General features: G+C 72.2%; 29 protein-coding genes and 1 riboswitch. Of the genes, 14 read left to right on the top strand and 15 right to left on the bottom strand.

Annotated features, from left to right (window positions below; all coding sequences use genetic code 11):
• The first annotated feature begins 25 nt into the window (after nucleotides 1–25).
• Genes ACZ6YG_RS32960 through hypE form a run of 8 tightly spaced genes read left to right on the top strand, consistent with a single transcriptional unit; the run spans nucleotide 26 to nucleotide 5,759 of the window.
• Nucleotides 26–1,819 (top strand): nickel-dependent hydrogenase large subunit, encoded by a 1,794-nt coding sequence (locus tag ACZ6YG_RS32960; protein ID WP_466020163.1) that lies wholly within the window; start codon nucleotides 26–28, stop codon nucleotides 1,817–1,819.
• Nucleotides 1,812–2,159, top strand: a complete 348-nt coding sequence (locus ACZ6YG_RS32965; RefSeq protein WP_466020164.1) for a hypothetical protein — start codon at nucleotides 1,812–1,814, stop codon at nucleotides 2,157–2,159. Before ACZ6YG_RS32960 ends, ACZ6YG_RS32965 begins: the two co-directional genes overlap by 8 nt.
• Complete coding sequence (locus tag ACZ6YG_RS32970; protein WP_261808976.1) at nucleotides 2,156–2,761, top strand: DUF5947 family protein; 606 nt, start codon at nucleotides 2,156–2,158, stop codon at nucleotides 2,759–2,761. The genes ACZ6YG_RS32965 and ACZ6YG_RS32970 overlap by 4 nt, the downstream gene beginning before the upstream one ends.
• Nucleotides 2,762–2,771: 10 nt before the next feature.
• The gene (locus tag ACZ6YG_RS32975; RefSeq protein WP_466020165.1) at nucleotides 2,772–2,981 is read left to right on the top strand and encodes a hypothetical protein; all 210 of its coding nucleotides are present in this window, start codon (nucleotides 2,772–2,774) and stop codon (nucleotides 2,979–2,981) included.
• 23 nt (nucleotides 2,982–3,004) lie between these two features.
• The gene (locus tag ACZ6YG_RS32980) at nucleotides 3,005–3,115 is read left to right on the top strand and encodes a DUF6893 family small protein (RefSeq protein ID WP_378525391.1); all 111 of its coding nucleotides are present in this window, start codon (nucleotides 3,005–3,007) and stop codon (nucleotides 3,113–3,115) included.
• Nucleotides 3,116–3,137: 22 nt separating this feature from the next.
• On the top strand, nucleotides 3,138–3,410 hold the full coding sequence (locus ACZ6YG_RS32985) for a HypC/HybG/HupF family hydrogenase formation chaperone (RefSeq protein WP_148035810.1): 273 nt from the start codon (nucleotides 3,138–3,140) through the stop codon (nucleotides 3,408–3,410).
• 11 nt (nucleotides 3,411–3,421) lie between these two features.
• The gene (gene hypD / locus ACZ6YG_RS32990) at nucleotides 3,422–4,627 is read left to right on the top strand and encodes a hydrogenase formation protein HypD (protein ID WP_271278887.1); all 1,206 of its coding nucleotides are present in this window, start codon (nucleotides 3,422–3,424) and stop codon (nucleotides 4,625–4,627) included.
• Between the two features lie 4 nt (nucleotides 4,628–4,631).
• A complete protein-coding gene (gene hypE / locus ACZ6YG_RS32995; RefSeq protein ID WP_466020166.1) occupies nucleotides 4,632–5,759 on the top strand; it encodes a hydrogenase expression/formation protein HypE in 1,128 nt (375 codons plus the stop codon).
• A gap of 65 nt (nucleotides 5,760–5,824) precedes the next feature.
• On the opposite strand, the gene ACZ6YG_RS33000 is transcribed toward hypE, so the two are convergent.
• From ACZ6YG_RS33000 to ACZ6YG_RS33030, 7 genes are all read right to left on the bottom strand, one after another.
• A complete protein-coding gene (locus ACZ6YG_RS33000) occupies nucleotides 5,825–7,105 on the bottom strand; it encodes a BtrH N-terminal domain-containing protein (RefSeq protein ID WP_466020167.1) in 1,281 nt (426 codons plus the stop codon).
• Between the two features lie 237 nt (nucleotides 7,106–7,342).
• Complete coding sequence (gene hypF, locus ACZ6YG_RS33005) at nucleotides 7,343–9,661, bottom strand: carbamoyltransferase HypF (protein WP_466020168.1); 2,319 nt, start codon at nucleotides 9,659–9,661, stop codon at nucleotides 7,343–7,345.
• Nucleotides 9,658–10,326, bottom strand: coding sequence for a D-sedoheptulose-7-phosphate isomerase (locus ACZ6YG_RS33010; RefSeq protein WP_219551577.1), 669 nt, complete (start codon nucleotides 10,324–10,326; stop codon nucleotides 9,658–9,660). Before ACZ6YG_RS33010 ends, hypF begins: the two co-directional genes overlap by 4 nt.
• The gene (locus tag ACZ6YG_RS33015) at nucleotides 10,310–10,543 is read right to left on the bottom strand and encodes a HypC/HybG/HupF family hydrogenase formation chaperone (RefSeq protein WP_148035814.1); all 234 of its coding nucleotides are present in this window, start codon (nucleotides 10,541–10,543) and stop codon (nucleotides 10,310–10,312) included. The genes ACZ6YG_RS33010 and ACZ6YG_RS33015 overlap by 17 nt, the downstream gene beginning before the upstream one ends.
• Nucleotides 10,540–11,124: a D-sedoheptulose-7-phosphate isomerase gene (locus ACZ6YG_RS33020; protein ID WP_466020169.1), complete on the bottom strand. Its 585-nt coding sequence runs from the start codon at nucleotides 11,122–11,124 to the stop codon at nucleotides 10,540–10,542. Before ACZ6YG_RS33020 ends, ACZ6YG_RS33015 begins: the two co-directional genes overlap by 4 nt.
• Nucleotides 11,117–11,515: a PadR family transcriptional regulator gene (locus ACZ6YG_RS33025; RefSeq protein WP_148035816.1), complete on the bottom strand. Its 399-nt coding sequence runs from the start codon at nucleotides 11,513–11,515 to the stop codon at nucleotides 11,117–11,119. The genes ACZ6YG_RS33020 and ACZ6YG_RS33025 overlap by 8 nt, the downstream gene beginning before the upstream one ends.
• A 165-nt stretch (nucleotides 11,516–11,680) precedes the next feature.
• A complete protein-coding gene (locus ACZ6YG_RS33030; protein WP_148035817.1) occupies nucleotides 11,681–12,493 on the bottom strand; it encodes an SAM-dependent methyltransferase in 813 nt (270 codons plus the stop codon).
• Nucleotides 12,494–12,621: 128 nt separating this feature from the next.
• Here ACZ6YG_RS33030 and ACZ6YG_RS33035 point away from each other — a divergent pair, with 128 nt between their 5' ends.
• Nucleotides 12,622–12,852, top strand: coding sequence for a hypothetical protein (locus ACZ6YG_RS33035; protein ID WP_148035818.1), 231 nt, complete (start codon nucleotides 12,622–12,624; stop codon nucleotides 12,850–12,852).
• Nucleotides 12,849–14,015, top strand: coding sequence for an acyl-CoA dehydrogenase family protein (locus ACZ6YG_RS33040; RefSeq protein ID WP_466020170.1), 1,167 nt, complete (start codon nucleotides 12,849–12,851; stop codon nucleotides 14,013–14,015). The genes ACZ6YG_RS33035 and ACZ6YG_RS33040 overlap by 4 nt, the downstream gene beginning before the upstream one ends.
• Before the next feature lie 17 nt (nucleotides 14,016–14,032).
• On the opposite strand, the gene ACZ6YG_RS33045 is transcribed toward ACZ6YG_RS33040, so the two are convergent.
• The 8 genes from ACZ6YG_RS33045 to ACZ6YG_RS33080 form a co-directional block, all read right to left on the bottom strand.
• Nucleotides 14,033–14,506 carry a TspO/MBR family protein gene (locus ACZ6YG_RS33045; protein ID WP_148035819.1) on the bottom strand — a complete coding sequence of 158 codons (474 nt, stop codon included), beginning with the start codon at nucleotides 14,504–14,506 and terminating at the stop codon, nucleotides 14,033–14,035.
• Nucleotides 14,507–14,543: 37 nt separating this feature from the next.
• A complete protein-coding gene (locus ACZ6YG_RS33050) occupies nucleotides 14,544–16,403 on the bottom strand; it encodes an APC family permease (RefSeq protein ID WP_148035820.1) in 1,860 nt (619 codons plus the stop codon).
• A gap of 160 nt (nucleotides 16,404–16,563) precedes the next feature.
• Nucleotides 16,564–17,238 (bottom strand): CHAP domain-containing protein, encoded by a 675-nt coding sequence (locus ACZ6YG_RS33055; RefSeq protein ID WP_148029427.1) that lies wholly within the window; start codon nucleotides 17,236–17,238, stop codon nucleotides 16,564–16,566.
• 13 nt (nucleotides 17,239–17,251) lie between these two features.
• Nucleotides 17,252–17,400, bottom strand: a riboswitch (cyclic di-AMP (ydaO/yuaA leader).
• A 212-nt stretch (nucleotides 17,401–17,612) separates the two neighbouring features.
• Complete coding sequence (locus ACZ6YG_RS33060) at nucleotides 17,613–18,899, bottom strand: ArsB/NhaD family transporter (protein WP_466020171.1); 1,287 nt, start codon at nucleotides 18,897–18,899, stop codon at nucleotides 17,613–17,615.
• Nucleotides 18,896–19,333: a CBS domain-containing protein gene (locus tag ACZ6YG_RS33065; protein ID WP_148035822.1), complete on the bottom strand. Its 438-nt coding sequence runs from the start codon at nucleotides 19,331–19,333 to the stop codon at nucleotides 18,896–18,898. The genes ACZ6YG_RS33060 and ACZ6YG_RS33065 overlap by 4 nt, the downstream gene beginning before the upstream one ends.
• Nucleotides 19,334–19,523: 190 nt before the next feature.
• Nucleotides 19,524–21,485 carry a polysaccharide lyase 8 family protein gene (locus ACZ6YG_RS33070; RefSeq protein ID WP_466020172.1) on the bottom strand — a complete coding sequence of 654 codons (1,962 nt, stop codon included), beginning with the start codon at nucleotides 21,483–21,485 and terminating at the stop codon, nucleotides 19,524–19,526.
• A 430-nt stretch (nucleotides 21,486–21,915) separates the two neighbouring features.
• Nucleotides 21,916–22,554 carry a response regulator gene (locus tag ACZ6YG_RS33075; protein WP_148035823.1) on the bottom strand — a complete coding sequence of 213 codons (639 nt, stop codon included), beginning with the start codon at nucleotides 22,552–22,554 and terminating at the stop codon, nucleotides 21,916–21,918.
• Nucleotides 22,542–23,768, bottom strand: a complete 1,227-nt coding sequence (locus tag ACZ6YG_RS33080) for a sensor histidine kinase (protein WP_466020173.1) — start codon at nucleotides 23,766–23,768, stop codon at nucleotides 22,542–22,544. Before ACZ6YG_RS33080 ends, ACZ6YG_RS33075 begins: the two co-directional genes overlap by 13 nt.
• A 111-nt stretch (nucleotides 23,769–23,879) precedes the next feature.
• On the opposite strand from ACZ6YG_RS33080, the gene ACZ6YG_RS33085 reads away from it, so the two are divergent.
• Genes ACZ6YG_RS33085 through ACZ6YG_RS33100 form a run of 4 tightly spaced genes read left to right on the top strand, consistent with a single transcriptional unit; the run spans nucleotide 23,880 to nucleotide 26,194 of the window.
• Nucleotides 23,880–24,089 (top strand): hypothetical protein, encoded by a 210-nt coding sequence (locus ACZ6YG_RS33085; RefSeq protein WP_148035825.1) that lies wholly within the window; start codon nucleotides 23,880–23,882, stop codon nucleotides 24,087–24,089.
• Entirely contained in the window at nucleotides 24,086–24,769 is a 684-nt protein-coding gene (locus ACZ6YG_RS33090; protein ID WP_466020174.1) for an ABC transporter ATP-binding protein, read from the top strand. Before ACZ6YG_RS33085 ends, ACZ6YG_RS33090 begins: the two co-directional genes overlap by 4 nt.
• 23 nt (nucleotides 24,770–24,792) lie before the next feature.
• The gene (locus tag ACZ6YG_RS33095; RefSeq protein WP_466020175.1) at nucleotides 24,793–25,524 is read left to right on the top strand and encodes a phosphatase PAP2 family protein; all 732 of its coding nucleotides are present in this window, start codon (nucleotides 24,793–24,795) and stop codon (nucleotides 25,522–25,524) included.
• Nucleotides 25,511–26,194 (top strand): phosphatase PAP2 family protein, encoded by a 684-nt coding sequence (locus ACZ6YG_RS33100; RefSeq protein ID WP_148035828.1) that lies wholly within the window; start codon nucleotides 25,511–25,513, stop codon nucleotides 26,192–26,194. Before ACZ6YG_RS33095 ends, ACZ6YG_RS33100 begins: the two co-directional genes overlap by 14 nt.
• Nucleotides 26,195–26,219 lie beyond the last annotated feature (25 nt).

Raw genomic sequence — 26,219 nt, forward strand, 5'->3', positions numbered from 1 at the left:
CGCGAAGAGAGAGGGAGTACGGCGGATGGCCATCGAACAGCAGGAAAGAGTCACGCCCAAGCCGGGCCAGCTCGTCGAGATGTCGTGGGACCCGATCACCCGCATCATCGGCAACCTCGGCATCTACACCAAGATCGACTTTGAGAACCAGCGCGTGGTGGAGTGCCACAGCACGTCCTCGCTGTTCCGCGGCTACTCCGTGTTCATGAAGGGCAAGGATCCGCGCGACGCCGGCTTCATCACCAGCCGCATCTGCGGCATCTGCGGCGACAACCACACGACCTGCTCGGTCTACGCGCAGAACATGGCGTACGGGATCAAGACCCCGAAACTCGCCGAGTGGATCATGAATCTCGGCGAGGCCGCCGAGTACATGTTCGACCACACGCTCTTCCAGGACAACCTGGTGTTCGTCGACTTCTGCGAGGCGATGGTCAAGGGCACCAACCCGAGCGTGCTGAGCCGGGCCGAGACCACCGACGCGCCGAACGCCGCCATCCACGGCAAGCGCACGATCGCCGACATCATGCGGGCGTTCAACCCGTTCGAGGGCGACATCTACAAGGAGGCGCTGGTCGTCAGCCGCGTCACCCGGGAGATGTTCTGCCTGATGGAGGGCAGGCACGTGCACCCGTCGACGGTGTATCCGGGCGGCGTCGGCACGATGCCGTCGCCGACGGTCTTCACCGACTACCTGTCGCGGCTGATGAGCGTCATCGACTTCGTCAAGAAGGCCGTCGCGCTCAACGACGACGTTTTCGACTTCTTCTACGAGGCGCTGCCCGGCTACGAGGAGGTCGGCCGCCGCCGGGTGCTGCTGGGCTGCTGGGGCGCGTTCCAGGACCCCGAGGTCGTCGACTACCGCTACGAGACGATGAACGAGTGGGGCAAGGCGATGTACGTCACCCCCGGCATCGTCGTCGACGGCGAGCTGATCACCACCAACCTGGTCGACATCAACCTCGGCATCCGCATCCTGCTCGGCAGCTCCTACTACGACGACTGGGTGAACGAGAAGCCGTTCGTCACCCACGACCCGCTCGGCAACCCGGTGGACATGCGCCACCCGTGGAACCAGACCACGCTGCCCGCCCCGCAGAAGCGGGACTTCGAGGGCAACTACAGCTGGGTGATGAGCCCGCGCTGGCTGGACCCGCGCACCGGCGACCACCTGCCGCTGGACACCGGCGGCGGCGCGTTCGCGCGGCTCTACACCACCGCGCTGGCCGGCCTCGTGGACACCCCGTACGTGAAGTCGACCGGCTCCAGCGTGCAGATCCACCTGCCGAAGGGCGACTCGCTGCCGGAGACGACGCTGGAGTGGCGGATCCCGCAGTGGTCCAACGCCATCGAGCGCAACCGGGCCCGGGTGTACTTCGTGGCCTACGCGGCCGCCATGGCGGTGTACTTCATCGAGCGGGCGCTGGAGCGCGTGCGCGGCGGCGACACCAAGGTGTTCCAGGACTTCGACGTGCCGGAGCAGGCGATCGGCGTCGGCTTCCACGAGGCCGTGCGCGGCGTGCTGTCGCACCATCTCGTCATCGAGAAGGGCAAGATCGCCAACTATCACCCGTACCCGCCCACCCCGTGGAACGGCAGCCCGCGCGACCGTTTCGGCACGCCGGGACCGTACGAGGACGCCGTGCAGGACATGCCCATCTTCGAGGAGAACGGGCCGGAGAACTTCAAGGGCGTCGACATCATGCGCGCGGTCCGCAGCTTCGACCCGTGCCTGCCCTGCGGCGTGCACATGTATCTCGGCAAGGGCCGCACGCTGCGAAAAGTGCACTCGCCCATGTTCGGGGGCGGCCATGACTGACCGGTCGCGGCTGGACGAGCGCGCCGTCGCCGGGCGCCTGGAGCTGCTGGAAGAGATGCTGAACGAGCTGGAGACGACTTCGGGGCCGACGGCGGAGCTGGCGCTCGACGCGGTCGCCACGCTCGCGGAGGTGTACGGGGAGGCGCTGGCCCGCGTCATGGACCGCGCCGCCGCGTACCCCGGGTTCGGCTCCGCGGCGGCCGGGGACGTCCTGCTGGCGCACCTGTTCGCGCTGCACGGGGTGCCCACGGGCAAGCCGCCCGCGAGCGATCCCGGCACGGCGTTCATCCCGCTCGACACGCTGGCGCGGCGGCCCGCCACGTCGAGGGCGGCCCCGTGACGCACAGCGTGACCGGCGGCGCGCTCGGCCGGGTGGTCAACCGGCCGGTCGCCCGGCGGCGGCGGGCCGCCGAGCCGTGCGAGCTGTGCGGCGAGCCGCTGCAGGGCGAGCACGCCCACCTGCTGGAGGAGCGGAAGGAGCAGGTGCTGTGCGCCTGCCGCGCCTGCGCGCTGCTGTTCGAGCGGGGCGAGGGCGGCGAGGGCGGCCTGGGGCGCTTCCGGCTGGTGCCGAACCGGCGGATCCGCCTCACCGGCCCGCCGCCGTCCGAGCTGGGCGTGCCGGTGGGCCTGGCGTTCTTCGTACGCCGGGCCGACGGCACGGTCCTGGCCAACTATCCGAGCCCGGTGGGCGCCACCCGCTGGGAGGTGGACACCGCCGCGTGGGAACGGCTCGTCGGCCGGTACGGGGAGCTGGAGTCGATGCGGACGTCGGTGGAGGCCTTCCTGGTCGCGATCGTGCGCGGCATGGACGAGCGCTGGCTCGTACCCATCGACGACTGTCACCGGCTCGTCGCCCTGGTCCGCCAGGAATGGACGGGCATGTCCGGCGGGCAGCGGCTCTGGGATCGGATCGCAGCTTTCTTCGCCGAACTCGGCAGATGAGGAGGAGGACATGTCACAGATCCGCGTGGGCAAGCCCGACGTGGCGCCCGACACGCCGTCGCACGTCAAGGGCGTACGGCAGGGCAACCAGAAGCGCGCGCACCACCGGCAGGTGGGTCACAACGAGGACGACACGGCGGACGCGCGCCGCTCCACGGGCGTGCGGCCCGGCAAGGAGAACCCGATCCTGCCGATCATGCCGAACCTGTCGCCGAGCTAGATCGAGAGGAGGTGTAAGCCGACATGCGGCTTTCAGGCAAACTGCTGGCCCTGTTCACCGGGGCCGCGCTCGTCGCCATGTTCTGGCGGGAACTGCCCGCCGTGAAGCGATACATCAAGATGACACGAATGTGAACGGGAAGGAGCGGGGCGGCCGATGTGCCTGGGCATCCCCGGCGAGATCGTCGAACTCATCCCCGGACAGCCCGAACTCGCCAAGGTCGAGGTCGCGGGCGTCCGGCGGGCCATCAACGTCGGACTGGTCAGCCAGGACGGGATCCGTCCGGGCGACTGGGTGCTCGTGCACGTCGGCTTCGCCATGTCCAAGATCGACGAGCAGGAGGCGGCGGCCACGCTCGCGCTCCTGCGCGGTCTGGGACAGGCGTACACCGACGAGCTCGAAGCGCTCGCCGAATCGGACATCACCTGAAAGGCAGGGCATTGCGGTTCGTCGATGAGTACCGCGACGCGGGTCAGGCCCGGCAGCTCGCGGCGCGGATCCGGGACCTGTGCGAGCCCGGCCGGCACTACACGTTCATGGAGGTGTGCGGCGGCCACACGCACACGATCTACAAGCACGGGCTGGAGGACCACCTGCCGGAGACGGTCTCGCTGGTGCACGGCCCCGGCTGCCCGGTCTGCGTCATCCCGATGGGCCGCATCGACGACGCCATCGCCATCGCCCACGAGCCGGGCGTCATCATGACGTCCTTCGGCGACATGATGCGGGTGCCCGGGGGCCGCGGGTCGTTCCTCGACGCCAAGGCCGCGGGGGCGGACATCCGCATGGTGTACTCGCCGCTGGACGCGCTCAAGATCGCCCGGCAGAACCCCGACCGCACGGTCGTCTTCATGGCCATCGGGTTCGAGACCACCGCGCCGTCGACGGCGATGACCGTGCTGCGGGCCGAGGCCGAGGGCATCGGGAACTTCGCGGTCTTCTGCAACCACGTGACGATCCTCCCGGCGATCAAGGCGATCCTGGACTCGCCCGACATGCGGCTCGACGGCTTCATCGGGCCCGGTCACGTCTCCACCGTCATCGGCTGCCGGCCCTACTCCTTCATCGCCGGCGACTACGGCAAGCCGCTGGTGTGCGCCGGGTTCGAGCCGCTGGACGTCCTGCAGTCGGTCCACATGCTGCTGCGGCAGCTCGCCGAGGGCCGGGCGGAGGTGGAGAACCAGTACACCCGGGTGGTGCCGTGGGACGGCAACCCCAGGGCGCTGTCGGCGATCTCGCGGGTGATGGAGCTGCGTCCGCACTTCGAGTGGCGCGGGCTGGGGTTCATCGCCAACTCGGCGCTGCGGATGCGCGAGTCGTACGCGGCCTACGACGCCGAGCGGCGCTTCCCGGTGCCGGGGGTCCGGGTGGCCGACCCGAAGGCGTGCCAGTGCGGCGAGGTGCTGAAAGGCGTGCTGAAGCCGTGGGAGTGCAAGGTCTTCGGCACCGCCTGCACGCCCGAGACGCCCATCGGCACCTGCATGGTCTCCTCGGAAGGCGCCTGCGCGGCCTACTACAACTTCGGCCGCTTCACCCGGCGCCGCGAGGTCGCGCCGTCGCCTGGACTGAGGAGCGGCGGGAGCGCAGCGACCAGAGCGACGAGGGAAGGCGACGGGTTTGAGCGACCGAGCAGCCTCACGAAGTGAGGCCATGAACACTGCGGAATGGGCGGAACGGGCCTTGGCGGAGGCCGCGGTCGGGCAGGAGCCGCTGTCCCGCGAGGAACAGGTGCTGGAACGCATCGAACGCGCCCGCCGCCGCAAGCCGAAGGTCACCGAGGAGCGGGTGACCATGGCGCACGGCGCGGGCGGCAAGGCGTCGCGGACGCTGATCCAGGCCGTCTTCGTCGACGCCTTCGCCAACCCCGCGCTCCAGCGGCTCGACGACGGCGCCACGCTCGACCTCGGCACCGGCCGGCTGGTCTTCACGACCGACGCGTACGTGGTCTCGCCGCTGTTCTTCCCGGGCGGTGACATCGGCGACCTGGCCGTGAACGGGACGGTCAACGACCTGGCGGTCTGCGGGGCGCGGCCGATGTACCTGTCGGCGGGGTTCGTCCTGGAAGAGGGGTTCCCCGTCGCCGAGCTGCGCCGGATCACCGCCTCGATGGCGGCCGCCGCCGAGCGGGCCGGCGTGCGGGTGGTGACCGGCGACACCAAGGTGGTCCAGCGCGGCAAGGCCGACGGCTGCTACGTGACCACGTCCGGGATCGGCGCGCTGGAACGGCCGGTCACGCTGGGCGAGTCCCAGGTGCGGCCCGGGGACGCGGTGATCGTGTCCGGCCCGGTCGGCGAGCACGGCGTCACCGTCATGATCGCCCGTGGCGAGCTGGACATCGAGGCGGACCTGACCTCCGACACCGCGCCCGTGCACGAGGCCGTCGCCGCCCTCCTCGACGCGGTCCCGGTGCGGATGATGCGCGACGCCACCAGGGGCGGGGTCGCGACGATCCTGAACGAGATCGCCGTCGGCGCGGGGCTGGCGGTGACCGCCGACGAGCGGGCGATCCCGGTGCGGCCGGTCGTGAGCGGGGCCTGCGAGCTGCTCGGCCTGGACCCGCTGTACGTGGCCTGCGAGGGCAGGTTCGTGGCCGTGGTCGACGGGGACCACGCGTCGGCCGCGGTCCGGGCGCTGCGGCGGCATCCGGTGAGCGAGGGCGCCGTCGTGGTGGGCACGGTCGAGGCGGGGCCGCCGGGGATGGTGCTGCTCAAGACCGCCTCCGGCGGCACCAGGATCGTGGACCTGCTGGTCGGCGACCCGCTCCCGCGCATCTGCTGACCTTCACGACGCCGCGCGTCCCGTACGTGACAGCTGTCACGTACGGGCGGCTCACCGCGGCGCCGTCAGAGGCGCTGGGCGAGGTGGGCGATCTCGGTGCGCTCGGCCTCGTAGATGGTGCTCAGCCGGGAGCTGAGGCCGGCGAACAGAGGGCCGGTGTCGGCTAGAGCGGACAGGGAGTCGTTGGCCGCGGCGCGGGCCGCCCACAGCTCCTCGGCCGCCTGGGCCGCCTGCGGACCGCCCGCGGTGCCGTCCGCCATGACGCTCTCCTTGATCGCCGCCGTCAGCTCGCGGATCGTGGCGAACTCCGGCACCTCCGCCGGCAGCGCCGCCTCCGCCAGCTCGTGCCACAGGGCCCGGATCTCCCTGAACCGCCCGGCCGACTCCGCCAGCGAGGGCCGGTCGAGCAGGCCGGCGGCCTCGTCGAGGGCGTCGGCGAACAGGTCGCGGAGGTTTCCGCCGTCGATGCCCACCGGCTCGGCCCCCTCCCAGATCGACAACAGGGCGTCGGCCAGGGCGCGCCGGTCGGCGAACACCTTCGGCCACGCCTTGGCGTTGCGGGTGTCGACCAGTAGCCTGGCCCATTTGCGCCAGGCGGGCAGCGAGAAGGAGTCCGACGTGGCCGACAGGTGCGTGACACAGTCGCGCAGCCCTTCCTGGGCGGCCTCGGCCAGCGCCGCCTCGGTCAGCTTCGCCTCGCCCAGCACGTGCATGACGTTCTTGTACGACCCCACCCGCGCCCGCGCCGCGTCGAACCGCTCACGCGGGACGCGGATCGGCGCCTGCCCGCGATCGTCCAGGTAGACCCCGTCCGCGTCGTACCGGTAGGCGACCACCGGATGCCCGCCGTGCCCCTCCAGGAAGGCGGGCACCTGCCAGTAGCCCGTGTGGTAACGGTCGGGCAGGACCACGCACGGCCGTCCCGCGTCCAGCTCGGCGGTCAGCCGGTCGCTCGCGGCGCGGAGGCCGGACGTGCGGTGCTCCTCGTACGGGACGCCGAGCCGGGTGAGCGTCTTGGCCATCCAGCGGTCGTGGTACTGCCACTGGTTGCGGAAGGCGAGGACCACGTGGCGGGACTGGTCGTGCTTGAACTCCCACAGGATGTAGCCGGCGCCGATCCCGCCACCCGCCAGGAACACGAGCGGCTCGCTGACGGCCACGCCCTGGTTGACCAGGACGGAGGTGATCGCCGCGCTGGACGGGTGCCGCCCGCCGGCGAAGCGCCAGCCGCCGTCGGAGGCGGTCTCGGCGCTGCCCGCGACATGGGCGCGGGCGGTGGTGTAGCTCTCCCCCGTCTTGGCCATGCGGGCCCGGATGCGGGCCTTGAGCTGCTTCTTGCTGGTCATGTCCGGCTCTTCCCACGGCCGTCGCCAGGACCCGGCCCACGCCCGCGGCCCGTGGCGGCCGTGATGGAGCGTCGACCGTTCGGAGCGCGGCTCCCGAGGCTCGTGGCGTCCCCTTTGCCTCCGCGATCGGCGGGCCGCGTGGGGACCCGCTCTGGAGGTTCGGCGGGAGAGCACCGCCGTACCTCCGGATATTAGGACAGAATCGGCCAGTACTCCAACGACCCCAGGATCGGGCCCCTACCGGCTCAGGCGGTCGTGCGCGGCGGCGACGACCGCCTGGCCCAGCGCGATCCCGCCGTCGCCCGGCGGCACGCGTGAGTGCACCAGCACCTCGAACCTCTCCCGCTCCAGCCCGGACACCACCGCCTCCAGCAGGACGGTGTTCTGGAAGACCCCGCCGGACAGCGCCACCGTCCGCAGCCCGGCCCGTTCACCCACCGCGCACACCGCCCGGACGACCACCGCGGCCAGCCCTCGATGGAACCGCGCCGCCACCCGCCCCACGTCCACCCCGCCCATGACGTCCTCGACCACCCCCCTGACCAGGTCCCCCCCAGCGATCACCACCCGCTCCCCCTCGACCAGCCCCGCCGGGTACGCGCCTCGCTCGGCAGGGTCCACCCGGGCTTCCAGTTCGGCCGCCGCCTGGCCCTCGTAGCTGATCGTGTCCCGGACGCCCGCGAGGGCCGCCACCGCGTCGAAGAGCCGTCCCGCGCTGGACGTGAGCGGCGAGTTCGTCCCGGCCCGCGCCATCGCGACGATCACCGGCCACTGCTCGCGATGCCCGGCGACCACCGGCAGACACGGCGACGCGTCACCGTGGACCCTGTCGAGCCAGGCCGCCGCCATCCGCCACGGCTGCCGGACCGCCGCCGCGCCGCCCGGCATCGGCACCGGCTCCAGATGCCCCGCCCGCCGGTAGGAGACCAGGTCGGCGACGAGCAGCTCACCACCCCACAGCGTGCCGTCGTCGCCCAGCCCGAGCCCGTCGAACGCCACCCCGATGACGGGACCGGCGTGGCCGTGCTCGGCGAGGCAGGAGGCGATGTGCGCGTGATGGTGCTGCACCCCCACCAGGTCCACGCCCTCCCGGTCCAGCGCGTACGACGTCGACAGGTACTCCGGGTGCAGGTCGTGCGCCACCACCGCCGGGCGCACCCCGAAGAGCCGGCAGAAGTGCTCGACGCCTTCGGTGAAGGAGCGCAGGGTCTCGTAGTTCTCCAGGTCGCCGATGTGCTGCGACAGGAAGGCCCGGGTGCCCCTGGCCACGCAGAAGGTGCTCTTCAGCTGGGCGCCGCACGCCAGCACCGGCCGGGGGAAGGGCCAGGGCACGCCGACGGGCGCCGGCGCGTACCCCCTGGACCGCCGTACGACCAGCTCCCGCCCTCGGAAGACCCGTACCAGCGAGTCGTCGGCGGGCACCTGGATCCGCCGGTCGTGCACGAGGAACCCGTCGGCCACCCCGCGCAGCCGCCGCAGCGCGTCCTCGTCGCGGTGCGCGATGGGCTCGTCCGACAGGTTGCCGCTGGTCAGCACGTACGGCGCGGCCAGCCGGTCGGCGAGCAGGTGGTGCAGCGGCGTGTACGGCAGCATCACCCCGAGGTCGCGGCCACCGGGCGCCACGCCGTCGGCCACCGGCGCGCCGGGCCGTCGCGGGGCCAGCACGATCGGTCTGCGCACGCCGGTGAGCAGCCGCTCAGCGGCGGGCTCCAGAAGCACCAGCTCCCCGGCCGCCGCCGCGTCCCGCGCCATCACGGCGAACGGCCTGCTCTCACGCCGCTTGCGGGCCCGGAGCACGGCCACGGCCGGCCCGTGCGCGGCCAGGACGGCGAGGTGGTAGCCGCCGAGCCCTTTGACCGCCAGGACCCGCCCCTCTTCCAGCCACCGCGCCGCCACCTCGACCGGATCCCCAGGAACCGGCCCCCCGTCCGCGTCGAGCGCCCGCAGCGCCGGCCCGCACGCCGGGCAGCAGACCGGCTGCGCGTGGAAGCGCCGGTCGAGCGGATCCCGATACTCCCGTGCGCACGCGGCGCACATCGCGAAGTCGGCCATCGTCGTGGCACACCGGTCGTACGGCACGCCGCTGACGATGGTGAACCGCGGCCCGCAGTCCGTGCAGTTCGCGAACGCGTAACCATGACGGCGGTCGGCCGGATCGCGCACCTCCCCCAGACAGGCGTCACACGTCCCCACATCCGCCGAGACCAGCGCGAACTCACCACCCGCCAGATCACGAAGCCCGATCGTCACGCCGGCCCGGCGGCTGGGGACGATGTGGAAGCCGGTCTCCCCCCGGGGCTCGGCGGGTTCGACGGAGACGCGTTCGACCAGGGCGAGGGGCGGCGCCTGGCCGGTGAGCCCGGCCGTGAAGGCGTCCAGCATCGGCGGTTCGCCCTCGGCCTCGATGAACACCCCTCCGGGGTCGTTCCCCACGAACCCCGACAACCCGTGCGCCCCGGCCAGCCCGCACACGAACGGCCGGAACCCCACCCCCTGCACCAGCCCCTCGACCCGCACCCGGATCCGGCGCGCCCCCGTACCCGGCACGGACGTCACAGCTCGCCGGTCAGCGCCCGCTGGGCCAGCTCCCACAGCACGTGGCAGAGCGTGATCTGGGCCTCCTGGATGCGGTGCACCGACACCGACGGGACCACGAACAGGTGCGCGACGCGGCCGTCCTGCGCCATCGGACCGCCGTCGTAGCCGACCAGCCCGACGGTCAGCAGGCCGCGCCGGGACGCCTCCCCCATGGCGTTGAGCACGTTGGCCGAGCCGCCGCTGGTCGACAGCCCCATGGCCACGTCACCGGGCCGTCCGAGCGCGGCCAGCTGGCGGGCGAACACGAGCTCGTACCCGACGTCGTTCGACAGCGCCGTGAGCAGCGCGACGTCCTGGGCGAGCGGCACCGCCGCGACCGCCCGCGCCGGGCTCGGCGGGTGGGCGAACAGCTGCACGACGGCCTGGGCGTCCGTGCTGCTGCCCCCGTTGCCGAAGGCGAACAGCCGCGCCCCCGCGTCGAACGCCGCCGCCATCTCCCGCGCGCACGCCACGAGACGCTCCGCGTGCAGGGCCACCAGCGACCGCCGCAGCTCGACGATCTCCGCGGCCTTCCTCCGGGTGGACTCGCGCAGATCGGCGAGGACCGCTTCCCGGTCGACCGGTCCCGGGGCGAGGAACGGGTAGAGGGCCTCGATGCCGCCGGGCTCACTGACCGTGCTCATGGGTCTCTCCTCCGTACGGGCGGACCGCGATGGCTTCCTTGGCGTGCACCAGCACGATGTCGCCGGCCCGGGCGTCCACCAGCGCCACGCTGACCTCCTCCGGCCCGGACTCCGTCTCCACCACGGCCAGCCCGTCTTCCAGCAGCCGCAGGACGCGCACCGGCACGGCGACGTCGGAGCAGGTCACGCAGACCCCGTCGGGGCACGGCTCCGTCATCGGGCCGCCTCCAGCTCGTAGAAGACGTGCACCAGCTCCCAGAGCACGTGGTACATCGTCACGTGCACCTCCTTGACGATCAGCGGGTCGGCGGAGCGGACGGCCAGCACGTGGTCCGCCTCGGCGCCCGCCTCGCCCCCGGTGAGCGCCACGGTCAGCAGCCCCAGCTCGCGCGCCGCCGCCAAACCGCCGCGCACGTTCGCGGACCCCGCGTCGGTGGAGAGGCCGAGCGCGATGTCGCATGGGGACGCCAGCAGCCGGAGCTGCGTCGCGAAGATCCCGTCCAGGCCCTCGGTCAGCGCGATCCCCGTGGCCACGGCCATGTCGGTGGTCAGCGAGATCGCCGGCAGCGCGGGCTTGCCCACGATGACCGGGTGCGCGAACTCGACGGCGACGTGCTGGGCGTCGGCCACCGAACCGCCGTTGCCGAAGACCAGCAGCTTGCCGCCCATCCGGAACCGCTCCGCCATCTCCTGGCAGGCGCGGACGATCCGGTCCGCGTCCTCCCCCATGGCGGCCGCCGGTCCCGTCCGCCGCTCGAACGCGGCGGCCACGGCGGTCGTCGCCGGGTCCTCACCCATGGCACTCCTCCTTCTCCGGCCCCGCCACCTGCTCGCGCGGGACCGCGTAGCCGCCGGGTTCCGGCGCGATCAGCGTCCACCTGCTCAGGCAGGTCTCCAGCAACCGGCGGACCTCGGCCAACCGGCCCATCCACGCCTCCAGCTCGGCCATGCCGCCTGTGGTCAGCTCGTACCGCCTGCGCGCCGGCCCCGCCTCGGAGGCGACCCAGGCGGAGGCCAGATGACCCGCGCGTTCGAGCGAGCGCAGCACGCGGTAGACCTGGCCGGGCTCCGCGTCGGCCGCCCCCAGCCGCGCCAGCCGCTCGATCAGGTCATATCCGTGACCCGGCCGCTCGCAGATGAGCAGGAGCAGGAAGGGCTGCAGGAGTCCGCGGACGTCGCTGCCCGACATGGCGTCTCCTGCCTCCCGACTGACCGGTCAGCAGGACAGTAGGAAGCCGGAGAGCGGAACCGTCGGCGGCGCGTCCCACACTTGTGGAAGTAATCGCCAGAAGTTGGCCCTACGCCTTCCCCATGGTGAAGGCGATCTCCAGCTCGACGGGGTCGTCCGGTGACGTCAGGGCTTGCGGGCGACTCCGCAGACGGCGCTCACCACGGTGGGCGGCTCGTCCCAGCGGTCCGGCGCGGGGCGCCATTCCGGTGTCGGCACCACGCCGGGCTCCACCAGTTCGAGGCCGGTGAAGAAGCGCGCGATCTCGTCGGGGGAACGCAGCTGGTAGGAGTTGCGGGCGTTCTTGTTGTAGCCGGTGACCGCTTCCACGAGGGCGGGGTTGGTGTTGGTGCCATCGCTCAGCGCCAGGTAGCTGCCGGGGGCGAGCGGCTCCAGCAGGCGGTCGACGATGCCGCGCGGGTCTTCGTCGTCGGTCACCTGCCCGGCGATGCTCAGCATCATGACCGCGACGGGCCGGCTGAAGTCGAGCGTCGCGGCGGCCCCGGCCAGGATCGCCTCGGGGTCGCGGACGTCCGCGTCGAGATAGTCGGTGGCGCCCTCGGGCGCGCTGGTGAGCAGCGCGCGGGCGTGCGCCAGCACGATCGGGTCGTTGTCCACGTACACGACCCGCGACTCTCGGGCGATGCCCTGCGCGATCTCGTGCGTGTTGCCGGCGGTGGGCAGGCCGGTGCCGATGTCGAGGAACTGCCGGATCCCGGCCTCGCCCGCCAGGTAGCGGATCGCGCGGACCAGGAACTCCCGCTGCAGCCTGGCGACCATGGCGAAGTCGGGGAACAGCCTCAGCAGGGTCTCCCCGGCCTCGCGGTCGACGGGGAAGTGGTCCTTCCCGCCCAGCAGGAAGTCCCACACCCGCGCGGAGTGCGGGACAGTGGTGTCGACCCTGGACCAGGCCGACTCGGCGGCATCGCTGTCGCTCATCGTGACTTTCCGTTGGAAGGATCATGCCGGACCTTCCAGACGGTACAGCACCAAGCGCTCTTTCTTCATGGAGCTGGACTATCTACCGAGACCGTTTCGAAAGGGACTGGCGGGGCAGTCGGCGGCGTATGCGACTCATCGACCGCGCCGCCGTACGCAAGCTCGTCGACACGCAAGACCAGGACGCCGCTCTCGTTCTCGTACGAGGAGAATGCGTCGTCATGCCGGAGGAGCAGGCCGACCGGCAGGGCGGCCTGGTGCTCGCCCGCCGCCGCGAGGTGCGGCACGTGACCGATGACCACGACCTGGACTCGCTCGCCGCCCGTCTGGACACCCTGGCCAGGGACCTGGGCGCGTGAGAGGGGACGGCGTGCGGAACGGCGACTTCTACGACTACGCCGACCTGCTGGACAAGGAGGAGAAGCAGATCGTCCAGCGGGTGCGCGACTTCATGACCGAGAAGATCGCGCCCATCGCGGACGAGGCCTGGACCAAGGCGAGCTTCCCGCACCACGTGGTGCCGGAGATGGCCAAGCTGGACGTCGCGGGGCTCCAGCACCGGGGCGCCAGCAGCCTGCTGACCGGATTCATCGTGCTGGAGATGAACCGGGTGGATCCGTCCATCGCGACGTTCTTCGGCGTGCACAGCGGGCTGGCCATGGGCAGCATCGCCGGGCTCGGCTCGGAGGAGCAGCGCGAGCGGTGGCTGCCGCGGATGGCCGCGATGGAGCAGATCGGCGCGTTCGCGCTGACCGAGCCGGAGGGCGGCTCCGACGTGGCCGCCGGGCTGCGCACCACGGCCAGGCGCGAGGGCGACACGTGGGTGCTCGACGGCGCCAAGCGCTGGATCGGCAACGCCACCTTCGCCGACCTGATCGTGGTCTGGGCGAAGGACGAGGCCGACGGCCAGGTGAAGGGCTTCGTGGTGGAGAAGGGCACGCCCGGCTTCGAAGCCACCAGGATCGAGAACAAGATCGCCCTCCGTACGGTCCAGAACGCGGACATCACGCTGACCGGTTGCCGCGTCCCCGAGGCCAACCGGCTGGCCGGGGCCCGCGGCTTCCGCGACACGTCCACGATCCTGCGGCAGACCAGGGGCGGGGTGGCCTGGCAGGCGGTGGGCTGCATGATGGGCGCCTACGAGCGGGCTCTGGAGTACGCCGGGGAGCGCGAGCAGTTCGGCCGCCCGATCGCGGCGTTCCAGCTCGTCCAGGACCTGCTGGTGCGGATGCTGGGCAACGTCACCAGCTCGCTCGGCATGGTGGTGCGGCTGGCGCAGTTGCAGGACGCGGGCGTCTACCGCGACGAGCACTCGGCCATGGCCAAGGCGTACTGCACGGCCCGGATGCGGGAGGCGGTCGGCTGGGGCCGGGAGATCATGGCGGGCAACGGGATCGTGCTCGACTACGGGATGGGCCGGTTCGTGGCCGACTCCGAGGCCATCTACTCGTACGAGGGGACGCGTGAGATCAACAGCCTGATCGTCGGCCGGGCGATCACCGGCCATGGCGCCTTCGTCTGACGGCCCAAGGACCGGGATCAGTTGAGCTGCCAGATGGCCAGGTTCAGCGCGCCGGCGTAGGTCACCCAGACCAGATAGGGCGCCATCAGCAGCGCCGCCGGCCGCTTGACCGGCCACATCAGCACGATGGTCGCCGCGATGGCGATCCACAGCAGGCACAGCTCGGCGAAGGCCACGCCGTACCAGCCCGCGGCGAAGAACAACGGGGTCCACGCGGCGTTGAGCACGAGCTGCACCGCGTACGCGGTCAGCGCCCGCGACCAGCCGCGCGCCGTCCAGGCGAGCCAGCCCGCCACGGCGATCATGATGTACAGCACCGTCCAGACGGGCCCGAACAGCCACTGCGGCGGCGCCCAGGCGGGACGCTCCAGTGCCAGATACTCGGCCCCGGCGCCGGACGCGGCCAGCGACCCGATGACGGCGACCAGGGCCACGGCCACCAGGAAGACCGGCAGCGCGACCCAGCGGCGGGATTCGGTGGTGACGACCATGCGCTTCCCGTGCCCTGTGAACCGGCCGGTAACCCGTTCACGGGCGGAGGTGGAACGGGAGGAGGCAGACGACCACGTCCGACCGCTCCCGCAGGGCGGCGGCCAGCAGGAGGCCGCGCTGGTTGTGCAGGAACCGGTAGCGGAAGTGCCGGGGTTCCAGGATGGGGATGAGGACGACGGTCCAGCTCCCCGACTCGTCCACCTGGCGGATGTAGTCCAGCAGCGGGTGGATCACCGTGCGGGCGGGGTTGACGATGACCTCCAGCGGGACTCCGGGATCCCACCGGTCCCAGGCTTCGTGCAGCGCGCGCCGCGACTCCTCGGTGAAGCAGACCGACACGAGCACGATCTCCCCGCCGAGGGCCATGGCGGCGCTCACGCTCCGCTGGGTCGCGGCGTCGATCCCGCCGACGGGAATGATGATCTTCTTGCCGGGATGGTCGGCGGCGGGCGGCCGCGCGGGCCTGGCCGGCACGGCGCCGATCTCCAGCTCGGCCGCCACCTCTCCGTAGTAGCGCTCGATCCGGGCGAACAGGAGGATGAGCAGGGGGATGACGATGGCGACCGCCCAGGCGCCCTCGGTGAACTTCGACACCAGCAGCACGAGGGCCGCCACGCAGGTGAGCAAAGCCCCGGTGCCGTTGAGCAGCATGTCGCGGCGCCAGCGGGGCGGGCGCAGCCGGTGCCAGTGCTTGACCATGCCGCCCTGGCTCATGGTGAAACCGATGAAGACGCCGATGGCGAACATGGGGATGAGCCGCTGGGGGTCGCCGTCCACCGCGATCAGCAGGATGGCGGCCAGCAGGCCCGCCACCGCGACGCCGTACCGGTAGACGGGCCGTTCGGTGCGCAGCGCGAACAGCGAGGGCAGCCGCCTGTCCTTGGCCAGCAGACTCAGCAGCACCGGCAGGCCGCCGAAGCTGGTGTTGGCGGCCAGGCCCAGGCCGAGGGCGACCACGATGTTGGTGCCGTAGAACGCCCAGCCGGTCCCGTACGAGCCGGCCACGAGCTGGGCCAGGATGGTCACGCCCTCGCGGGGCACCACGTGGTCCCTGCGGATGAGCACGGCCAGGCCGATGAGCATGGTGGCGAGCAGCGCGCCGAGCATCAGTTCGGTGTGCTGGGCGCGCTTGACGCGGGGCTTGCGGAACATGGGCACGCCGTTGGCGATGGCCTCGATCCCGGTCAGCGAGGAGCATCCGGAGGAGAAGGCCCGCAGGATGAGCATCACGGTCAGCGCCTCGGTGGCGACGATCTGCTCCGTCGTCCCCACGGTGGCGGCGGGCCCGGACCGCGCCAGGCCGACCGCCACGACGCCGAGGACGGACACCACGAACAGGCTCATGGGCAGCATGAGGAACCGCGCGCTGTCGGACACCCCGAACAGGTTGATGACCGTCAGCAGCAGCACCCCGGCCAGGCAGGTCTCCACCAGGTACGGTCGCAGGACGGGGAACGCCGAGGCCAGGTTGGCGGCCGCGGCGGCGAGGCTGACCGCGATGGTCAGCACGTAGTCCACCACCAGGGCCGCGGCGGCCAGCAGGCCCGCCCGGCGGCCCAGCTCCGCCTTCGCGACCCCGTACGACCCGCCGCCGTCGGGGTGGGCGGCGATGACCTGCCTGTAGGAGAACACGAGGATCAGCAGCAGGACCGCGATGGCGATCGTGATCGGCAGGGTCAGCGCCACGGCGGCGGCCCCGGCCCCGGCCAGGACGAGCGCCGCGGCCTCCGGCCCGTAGGCGACCGAGCTGAGGGCGTCCAGCGACAGCGCCGACAGTCCTTGCAGGCTGGTCAGGTGCCGCTTGTCGCCCTCACCGTGGCGGAGTTGCAGCCGCCGCCCGCTGAGCGGCGACCGCCTGGTCTTGGCCGGGTCCTGCTGGTAGGGGACCGTCGTCATGTCGCACGCGCTTCCACCCCCTGGATCTCCCCCGGGGTCGTCGCCGGGCAGGCCAACGGCCGGTCAAAACGCGGTCCTGACCGGGGCCGCGGACGACGGCGATCCGGTCAGGGAAGACCTGACCGGATCGCCGGAGGAATGACGGGTGCGGAGAACGTGCTCAGGCGGCCTTGTACTCGGGGTAGCCGTAGCCGGCCACGTGGGACACGGGCCGGATGCGCTCCTCGACCTTGCCGTTGCCGGTGTTGCCCTCGATCGTGGTGATCGTGCCGTCGCCGTTGTCCTTCTTCACCAGGCCGACGTGGTCGACGGCGCTGATGTTCTTGCTGCCGCCCCAGTCGAAGAAGACGACGCTGCCGGGCTTGGCCTGGCTGCCCCAGCGGTTGTTGTCCTTGAACCACTGGGCGTGGGTGACGGTGTAGGCGTCCCAGCCGATCGTGGAGCGGGCGCCGGCCTGCTCGCCGACCCAGGACACGAACATCGCGCACCAGGGGGCGTTGGCGTACAGCGCGGGCGTGCCGCCGCCGTCACGGGCCAGGGTCTCGGCCGCGCGCGGGGAGGACATGTACCACTGGTGGAACTTGGTGCCGCCGCCGGCGGCGTCCTCGGTGACGCCGATCTGCGACTCGGCGACCTGAAGGACGGTGCTCGCGCTGACGGCGGTGGACTGGTTCGCGCTGCTCTGCTGGTGGGCGACCGGGTGCGGCTGGGAGGGGGAGGCGGCGGCCGCGGTGGCGGCGGCGGAGGTGCCGGCGAAGGCGGCGCCGAGTGCCAGGGTGGCGCCCAGGGCCAGGCGGGAGGTGGACGGGATGCGATCGAAGATGTGCTTGACCATGCTCGGGGATTGCTCCTTGCTTCCATGCCGCCTACCGGGTTAGCTGTCGGGTTCGGGCGTGGAAGTGCCCTACGGCGCGCCCTTGGTGAAGAGCGACCGATTCACCCCAGAGAAAGGTGGGTCCCCGGTTCCGCCAGAGGGCGGATTCGGCGGCCGCGCCGTGTTCCCGCAATGTGCGCGGGTGGGCGCGGTCTCGGCAATTCATCGGCAACGCGCGGGGGCTTACCTAAAAGCGCTGCTCAAGCGCGTGCCATCGATGGGTTCGAAGGTAATCGTCGCGCAAGGGAAAGGGCAAGCGCGGGACGGACCCCGACGACGGGATCCCCTATGGCATAGGGGTTTTCGGGGCGAATATTTTACCTTTGCGGGGGTTTCTACAGGTATCGGAACCACAGATACGGCGCCACCAGGGTCACCGTGACGACCGTGACGATCACCCCGTACTTGGTGAAGTGCCAGAAGCTGATCGGCGTGCCGTTGCGGGCCGCGATGCCCAGCACGACCACGTTGGCCGCCGCGCCCACCGCCGTGGCGTTGCCGCCCAGGTCGGCCCCGAACGCCAGCGCCCACCAGAGCACCTGCGCCGACTCGCCGCCCTGCGCCGCCACGAGCTCCGCCACGATCGGGCTCATCGTGGCCACGTACGGGATGTTGTCCACGACCGCCGACACCACGGCGGAACCGCCCAGCAGCCCCATAGTCGCCACGTCCAACCGGCCCGCCGTGGCCTCCACGGCGGCCCTGGAGACCTGGTCGATGACCCCGGTGTGGACGAGCGCGCCGACCATGACGAACAGCCCGGCGAAGAACACCAGCGTCGGCCACTCCACCTCGGCCAGCGACTTCTCCGTGGTCACCTTGGTGAAGGCCACCAGCACGCCGGCGCCCAGCAGCGCCACCACCGACGGCTCGTAGTGCAGCACCGGATGGAGCACGAACGCCGCCAGCACCAGCACCAGCACGACGAGCGACTGCCACAGCAGCCGCGGGTCGGCGATCGCCTCCTTCTCGTCCAGCGCCATCACCTCCTGCGCCCGGTCCGGGTCGTACCGGAACGTCCGGCCCCACATGAGCCAGCAGAGCCCCACGAACACCGCGACCAGCACGATCACCATGGGCGCCATGTGGATGAGGAAGTCGTTGAAGCTCAGCCCGCCCCGGCTGGCGATGATGATGTTCGGCGGGTCGCCGACCAGCGTCGACGCGCCGCCGATGTTGGAGGCCAGCGCCTCGGCGATCAGGAAGGGGACCGGCGACACGGCCAGCCGCTCGCACACCAGGAACGTCACCGGCGCGATCAGCAGCACCGTGGTCACGTTGTCGAGCAGCGCCGACGCGCCTGCCGTGATCAGGACCAGCAGGACCATCAGCCGGAAGGGCCGCCCCTGGGCGCGTTTGGCCGCCCAGATCGCCAGATACTCGAAGACGCCGGTCTCTTTCAGCACCCCGACGATGACCATCATGCCGAGCAGCAGGAAGATGACGTTCCAGTCGATCCCGGCATGCTCGGAGAAGAACGCCGACCCGGCGTTGGTCGCGTGGATCAACAGCATGACCCACGCCCCGCCCAGCGCCGCCGCCACCCGGTTCACCTTCTCGGTGGCGATCAGCGCGTAAGCGGACACGAACACTGCGACGCTCGCCCAGGCGAGCGGGCTCATGTGCCTAGCATCCTGTCCAGCAGCGCCTGCAGCGTGACCGCACCCAGCAACCGGCCCTTGTCCACGATGGCCACCAACGGGCTGCGGGTGCGCGCCATCAGCGCGGCCAGCTCCAGCACGGTCGCGTCAGGATCCGTGACGGGCAGCTCCCGCCGCTCCCGGGGCAGCACCTCGCGCACCGTACGACTGCCCAGCGCGCGCAGGAACTCGTCGGCGTGCGCCTCGTCGACCACCCGGGCCAGCGCCGGATCGTCCATGATGTAGCGCGGCACGGCCAGTCGCAGTGCTTCCGTGCCCGGCAAAATGGTGAGCTGGTCGTCGTTCTTGACGATCAGACCGGGCAGATCCTGCTCGGCGAGCAACCGGGCTGCCTGGAGCACAGGCGTCTCAAGGGTCACGACGGGATAGTCGGCAAGCAGGTCTCTGGCGCGCATGGGCACATCCTTGACTCGTTGGATCTAGGACCTGCCGACCAGACTTACCAGCTCATGCTGGCCAAATCCTGCAAGACCATCTCATGAGACGTCTATCACGGCCGGGGTCCGATCTGAAAAACTACTCGGGCCGCACGCGTCGTGGCTCTCCGGGTGTGAGAAATTTCCGCCGGTCAGAGACCGCGAGATCTCACCCGCCTCCGCCCGGCCGGACGGTGACCGACACGGAGTCCGGCAGCGGGCCGAACGTCAGCGTGAGCCGCCGTCCCGTCCGCGCCCCTGTCAGGGCCGCCGGGCGTCCCGTCACCGCCGCCACCGGGCGGTTCCAGGTGACGGTCAGCTCCGTCAGGTCGCGGCGCGGGTCGGACACGGTGACGGTGGCCGAGCCGTCGCCGCGCTCGGTGACGAGCACCGCGCACGGCCCGGACGCCGACAGCGGGCCCGCGGTGCCCGGCTGCCAGAAGTTGACCGCCGTCACCCCCGCCGACGGCACGTGCACGCCCTGCTGGGAGGTCGTGTTGGCGAGCACCCGCGCCCATCCGGGGTCGGCGGCGCGGGCCCTGGTCGCCGCCACGGTGGCGTTCGGCAGCAGCAGGTAGTCGTAGCGGGCGTCGCCGGGGTCCAGCCCGTGACCGAGCCAGAGCGTGACGTACGGGCGCGTCATCCCGCCGCCCGGCCGGTGCTCGCGCAGGCGGCGCAGCACGCCGCCGTCGCGGACGACGTAGCCGCCGTGTCTCGCCAGATGGGCCCAGCCGTTCGCGTCGTCCACGGTGAGGAGCGCGGCGGTGCGGCGGTTGTCGACCACGGTCTCCACCGGCGCGCCGTCCCTGCCGGTGATGCCCGCGCCCAGGCAGACCACCGCGTCGTCGAGGAAGAACCAGGACTTGAACGCCTCCACCGTGGACTCCAGCCCGCGCAGGTGCTGGCCGGCGGTCGCGTAATGGCCGTCGGTGGCTCCGCCGGCCCAGCGGAACGGCGGGCACGCGCCGCCCCACGCCTCGCCCGCGCCGTCGGGCAGCCGCCGGGTCGAGACGGTGGTGCCCGGCAGCCGGTAGGGGTCGACGGTGGCCCAGAACCCGTCGGCGTAGTGGGCCCCGTGGCCCTCGCCCCACCAATAGAGCATCCCCGAGCCGGTGTGCCAGCCGCGCAGGTTCTCGCCGTTGCCGTGCTCGTAGTGGGCGATCCGGTCGGAGGACATGCTGAGCGCCGCGCACCAGCCGGGCGCGCGGTGCACGGCGCGGGCGCTCATCGGGAACAGCCGGTGTCCGGTGGGCTGCTCGCCGGCCCCGTCCCCCAGGGTTCGCCAGCGGCGGCGCTCGGCGGGCGTCGCGGTGAGGGCCAGCCGCCTCACCGCGCCGGCCAGGCGGCGGAACCTGAGCTCGCCGCCGGACGGGTCCCTGGCGATGCCCCGGCCGCTCACCAGGTCCATGACGTGACCGGCGTGCGTGAACGGGACGAACGACCGCTCCACGCTGTCGTACACGATCCGTCTGTTCGGGTCGGTGACCTCCCACGGGCTCCCGCGCAGCACCGCGAACAGCGTCGCCAGCCCTTCCAGCAGTACGAGCCCGTAACCGCCCTGGTAGGGGACGGTGTCGTGCTGGAGGAACGAGCCGTCCCGGTAGAAGCCATCGCCTTCCGTCACGTACCGGAAGACCGGCGCGAGCGCCCGCACCGCGAGGTCCGCCCGCTCCGCGTCCGCGCCCAGCACCGCGCGCAGCAGCGTCACCAGGCACAGGTCCACCCGGTTCGCGCCCGTGCTGGTGCCGTCGTAGTCGCGCAGCCGGTCGGGTGGGACGAAGTGGTCGACGGCCTCCAGCAACGCGCCGCCCTGCCGACCCGACAGGCCGACGAGGACGGCGGCGTCGAGCAGCCGCTTCGGCGCGCCGATCTCCCAGTCCCACCAGTTGCCCACCGGGTCCGCGCCGGCCGCGTACACGTGCTCACAGAAGTGGCCGATGCCGGTCTCGACGCCGGCGCGCAACCGCGCGTCGCCGCTCACCGCGTACGCCCGCGCCATCGCGAGCAGCCGCCCCGGGGTCGCGCTCAGGGACGGGTACGGCAGATCCGGCCACAGATGGCGGCCGGTGGGCGCCATCTCCGCCAGCCGCCGCCTCGCCGGCCCCATCGGGTACGCGGGATCGACGGTCACCTCCCGCCACCGCCTCCGCACCCCCGCGAACGCCCCAGGCGACATACTCCCCCCGCCCCGAGCCGGAACCAGCGCCCCGACCCCCGCCCATAACAGCGCCCGCCTGGAACACCCCACCACGCACGGATTATCACACCCCCGCCCCCATCACCCGGACCCCATCCACCGCCACCGCGAAACAACCCACCCTCCAGGTGCGCAGCGCAACCCCGCAGAAAGTGCGCTCCTGGCCCAGCACCCCTTCAAGGCAGCGCACGCATCCTCCGGGAGACCACCCCACCCTCCAAGCGGCACCCCTTACGAGCGGCCACTCCATCCAGGGCAAGACGCCGCGTCCGCTGGTCGGGCTCGGGTACGGGACATCCTCCCCGGCGCATGCGTGGGGCTTCTCGGGCCGACGATCCGCCGGAGGCGACGGGCAGGGCCGGGGTCAGGCGTTCAGGTAGTGGAGGACGGCGGCGACGCGGCGGTCGACGCGGTCGGCGGGTGACAGGTCGAGCTTGGCGAAGATGCTGCGGATGTGCTTGTGCACGGCGCCTTCCGTGACCACCAGCCGCTCGGCGATGGCCGTGTTGCCCAGGCCCTCGGCCATCAGCGCGAGCACCTCCAGCTCCCTGGCGGTGAGCCGGTCCAGCGGCCCGTCGCGGCGGGTGAAGAGCTGGGCCACCACCTCCGGGTCGATGGCGGTGCCGCCGGCCGCCACCCGCTCCAGCGCGGTCATGAACTCGCCGACCCGGCCCACCCGTTCCTTCAGCAGGTAGCCGATCCCGTTGGCGCCGCCGGCCAGCAGCTCGGTGGCGAACGCCTGCTCCACGTACGCCGACAGCACGAGCACCGCCAGCTCCGGGTGCAGCCGCCTGGCCTCGACCGCCGCCTTGATGCCCTCGTCGGTGTGGGTGGGCGGCATCCGCACGTCCACCACCGCCACGTCCGGATGGTGCTCGGCCACCGCCTTCATGAACGCGTCCGGGTCGGGCACGGCCGCGGCCACCTCGAACCCCTCACCGCCCAGCAGCAGCGCCAGCCCTTCGCGCAACAGAGCGTCATCCTCGGCGATCACGACACGCACGGCAACTCCACCTCGATTCTCGTCGGCCCGCCTGCCGGGCTGTCCAGGGTGAGGACGCCGTCGTGCGCCGCCACCCGGCGGCGGATGCCCGCCAGGCCGGAGCCGTCCCGCTCCGCCGCGCCGCCGTGCCCGTCGTCCTCGATCTCGACGCGCAGCGTGTCGCCGCGCCGGTCCAGCGCCACCCGGGCGTGCGTGGCGCCGCTGTGCTTGGCCACGTTGGTGAGCGCCTCCGCCACCGTGAAGTACGCGGTGGTCTCCACCGACAGCGGCAGCGCGCCCAGTTCGCCCACCGACACCTTGCACGGCACCGGGCAGTCGGAGGCCAGCGCGGCGAGCGAGCCCGCCAGGCCCCTGTCCTGCAGAATCGGCGGCAGGATGCCGCGCACCACGCCGCGCAGCTCGGTCAGCGCCGTCTCGGCGGCTTCCTGGGCGCGGTCCAGCACCGGGCCGGCCGTCGCGGGATCGCGCTCCAGCGCCCGCTTGGCGGCCGCGACCAGCACGACCACGGCCACCAGCCGGTTCTGCGCGCCGTCGTGCAGCGAGCGCTCGATGCGGCGCAGCTCGGCGGCGTGCGCCTGCAGAGCGCCCGCCCGGGTGGCGGTGAGCTGGGCGATCCGGTGCGACAGGTCGACCGACGGGTGCGGCGGCAGCAGCCGCCGCCCGGGCAGCGCCTGCAGCCTGGCCATGCCGGGGCCGATCGTCAGGCTGAGCAGCGCCCAGACCAGGCCGATCAGCGCCGTGCCCGCGATGCCCGTCCATGAGTCGACCGGCAGGTACATGGTGCTGGTCGTCTCGGTCTCGGGAAGCAGCCCGTACCACAGGGGGAACGAGAGGTCCCGCACGGCCATGACCGGGAAGGCGATGCCGAGCAGCCCCAGCACGAGGCCGGACGTCGCGTGCAGGCACAGCCAGCGCAGGTCGCGCCAGGTGGCCGGGTCGCGCCGGGCGGCGCGCACCGCGTCCTGCCAGGGCAGATCCTCGATGGAGGTCTCGTACGGGCTCAGCGCCTGTTCGCCCCAGCGGCCCAGCCTGACCCGCTCCTTGTCCGCCACCACCCTGGTCATCGCCATCACCGAGGGCAGCAGCGGCAGGCCGATCCAGAACAGCGACGCCGTGCCGACGATCACCCAGCAGGCCACGGTGGCCAGGGCGAGCACGGCGGTGCCGAGGCCGCCCGCGAGGCGGTCGAGCGCCTCGACGGCGTTTCTCATCATCACCGGCCAATCTACGGACAACCGGACAGGCCGTCACTCCAGCCTGCTGTACCGCGGAGAGGGCAGCGGGCGGGATTCTCCGGGGGCTGCGCCGTTCCTAACGTTGCCGCCATGACTGATTCATACAATTCCTCCGCCGCCCAGAAGTCCGTCATGCCGCGCATGGCCCTGTGGACCGGCCTGCTCGTCAGCGCCGCGGCCAACGTCGTCGCCAACGCCGTCGGCGGGTGGGGCATGCTCGTCGGCGCCGCCACCGGCGTGCTCGCCCTGGCGTGCATCGCCGGCCTCGTCGTCGACCACCGCAACAGGCGCGGCGCGTGACCGGAGCCGTGACTCTGGAGCACGTCAGCAAGTTCCACGGCGGGACGGTCGCGCTCGACGACGTGTCGCTCACCGTCACCGCCGGGCGGTTCCTCGCCGTGGTGGGGCCGCCGGGGTCGGGCAAGAGCGCGCTGCTGCACTGCGCGTCCGCCCTCGACCTGCCCACCTCCGGCACGGTCACCGTCGACGGCGTGGACGTCACCGCGCTCGGCGAGACCGAGCGTGACGAGTGGCGGCGCGCGAACGCCGGTCACGTCTTCCCTTCCTGCAACCTGCTGCCGTCGCTCACCGTCGAGCAGAACCTCGCCCTGCCGCTCCGCCTGGCGCGGCTCCGCCCGGACCGGGCGTGGCTGCGGGAGCTGGTCGGCCGGGCGGGGCTGGCCGACCGGCTCCATCTCCGGCCCGCCGAGCTGTCCGGGGAGCAGCGGCAGCGGGCCGCCGTCGTCCGGGCGCTCGCGGCCCGGCCCGCGGTCCTGTTCGCGGACGAGCCCGTTGGAGGGCTCGGGCCCGGCCCCGCCGCCGGGGTCCTCGATCTGCTCGCGGAGCTGGCCGAGGACCTGGGACAGACGGTGGTGATGGCGACGCGCGACGCCGCCGCGCGCGCCCACGACACGCTCACGATGGCAGGCGGAAAGGTCGTCGGCGGCCGGGCGGCGCATGAGGCGCGCGGCTGGGGGTAGCCGCGAGCCTCATGCGGCGGTGGATGGCGACGCGACTCAGGGGTGAGCACGGGCTGCCCATCAGGTTGACGATCGCGTCGGTCACGGTGGTGACCCTCACGATCCCCTTCATGCTGCTGCTCGTGCTGGCCAAGCTGCCGCTCAACCCGCTGGACGCGCGGGTGGCGCACGACCTGCACGTGTACGCGCGGGCCAACCCTCTGGTGACGGACCTGCTCATCGTGTGGACGGACGTGTTCGGGCCGTGGTCGTGGCGGGCCGTCGTGCTCGTGCTGGCGGTCTGGCTGTGGCGGCGGCGGCGCGAGGGCGCGGCGCTGTGGGCGGTGACCACGATCGTGGTGGGCGGCCTGGTCGGCTGGCTCCTGAAGATCATCGTGGATCGGGCGAGGCCCAGCCTGCCCGATCCGGTGGCGCTCGCCCCGGGCATGGCGTTCCCGTCGGGCCACGCGCTGCACGCGACGCTCGGGGCCGGGATCCTGCTGCTGCTCGCCCTGCCCCATCTGCCCGCGTGGGGACGGGTCGCCGCGTGGGCGGGGGCCGTCTTCATGATCGTGACCGTCTCGTACACGAGGGTGGCGCTGGGCGTGCACTGGGTGAGCGACGTGCTGGGCGGGGTCGTGCTCGGCGTGGCCGTGCTGGCGGCGACGGTGGCCGCGTTCGAGACCTGGCGGCGACAGCAGGGGCGCAAGCGGGCGTCGCCGCATCTGGAGGGAGTGGAACCCGAGGCGGTGAGGACGGGACATGACCGTTACTGATCTTCGATACTACGCTTTATCCCTGGTCCTGCCGCTGGCGCTGATGGCCGGGGTGACCTTCGCGGCGGGGGAGCTGATCCTCTCCGTGCCCACCGGTGAGGCCGCCGTCAGCGACATGCTGGCCGCCGGGCGGACCGGCCCGTGGAACGCGGCCACCGACTTCGGCAGCAGCCTGTCCGACACCCCGTACATCGTGGCGCTCACCGCGATCTCGGCCCTCGCCTTCCGGTGGGCCTTCGGGCGCTGGCGCGAGTCCGCCTTCCTCGTCGCGGCCGTGTGGAGCCAGTCGCTGATCTTCCTGGCGACGACCGCGGTCATCGACCGGACCAGGCCGGACGTGCCCCACCTCGACCCGGCCCCGCCCACGTCCAGCTTCCCGTCGGGGCACACCAGCGCCGCGGTGGCGTTCTACTGCGGGCTGGCGCTGGTGCTGTCCACGCGGACGCGCCATCCCGTGCTGCGGGCGGCCGTGTGGGTGGTCGCCGTGGGGGCGGCGCTCGCGGTCGCGTTCTCGCGCCTGTACCGGGGGATGCACTTCGTCAGCGACACCGTGTGGGGACTCCTGCTGGGGACCGTGTGCGTCCTGGTGGCGGCCCGGGCGATCCTGTACCGGCCCGCCCCCGCCACGGCGACCCGCCGCCGCGCCATGGACGATCTCCTTACGCCCTAAGGTATTCTCTCGTCGAGAATCCTTT

The sequence above is a fragment of the Nonomuraea sp. NPDC054003 genome (assembly GCF_055585125.1).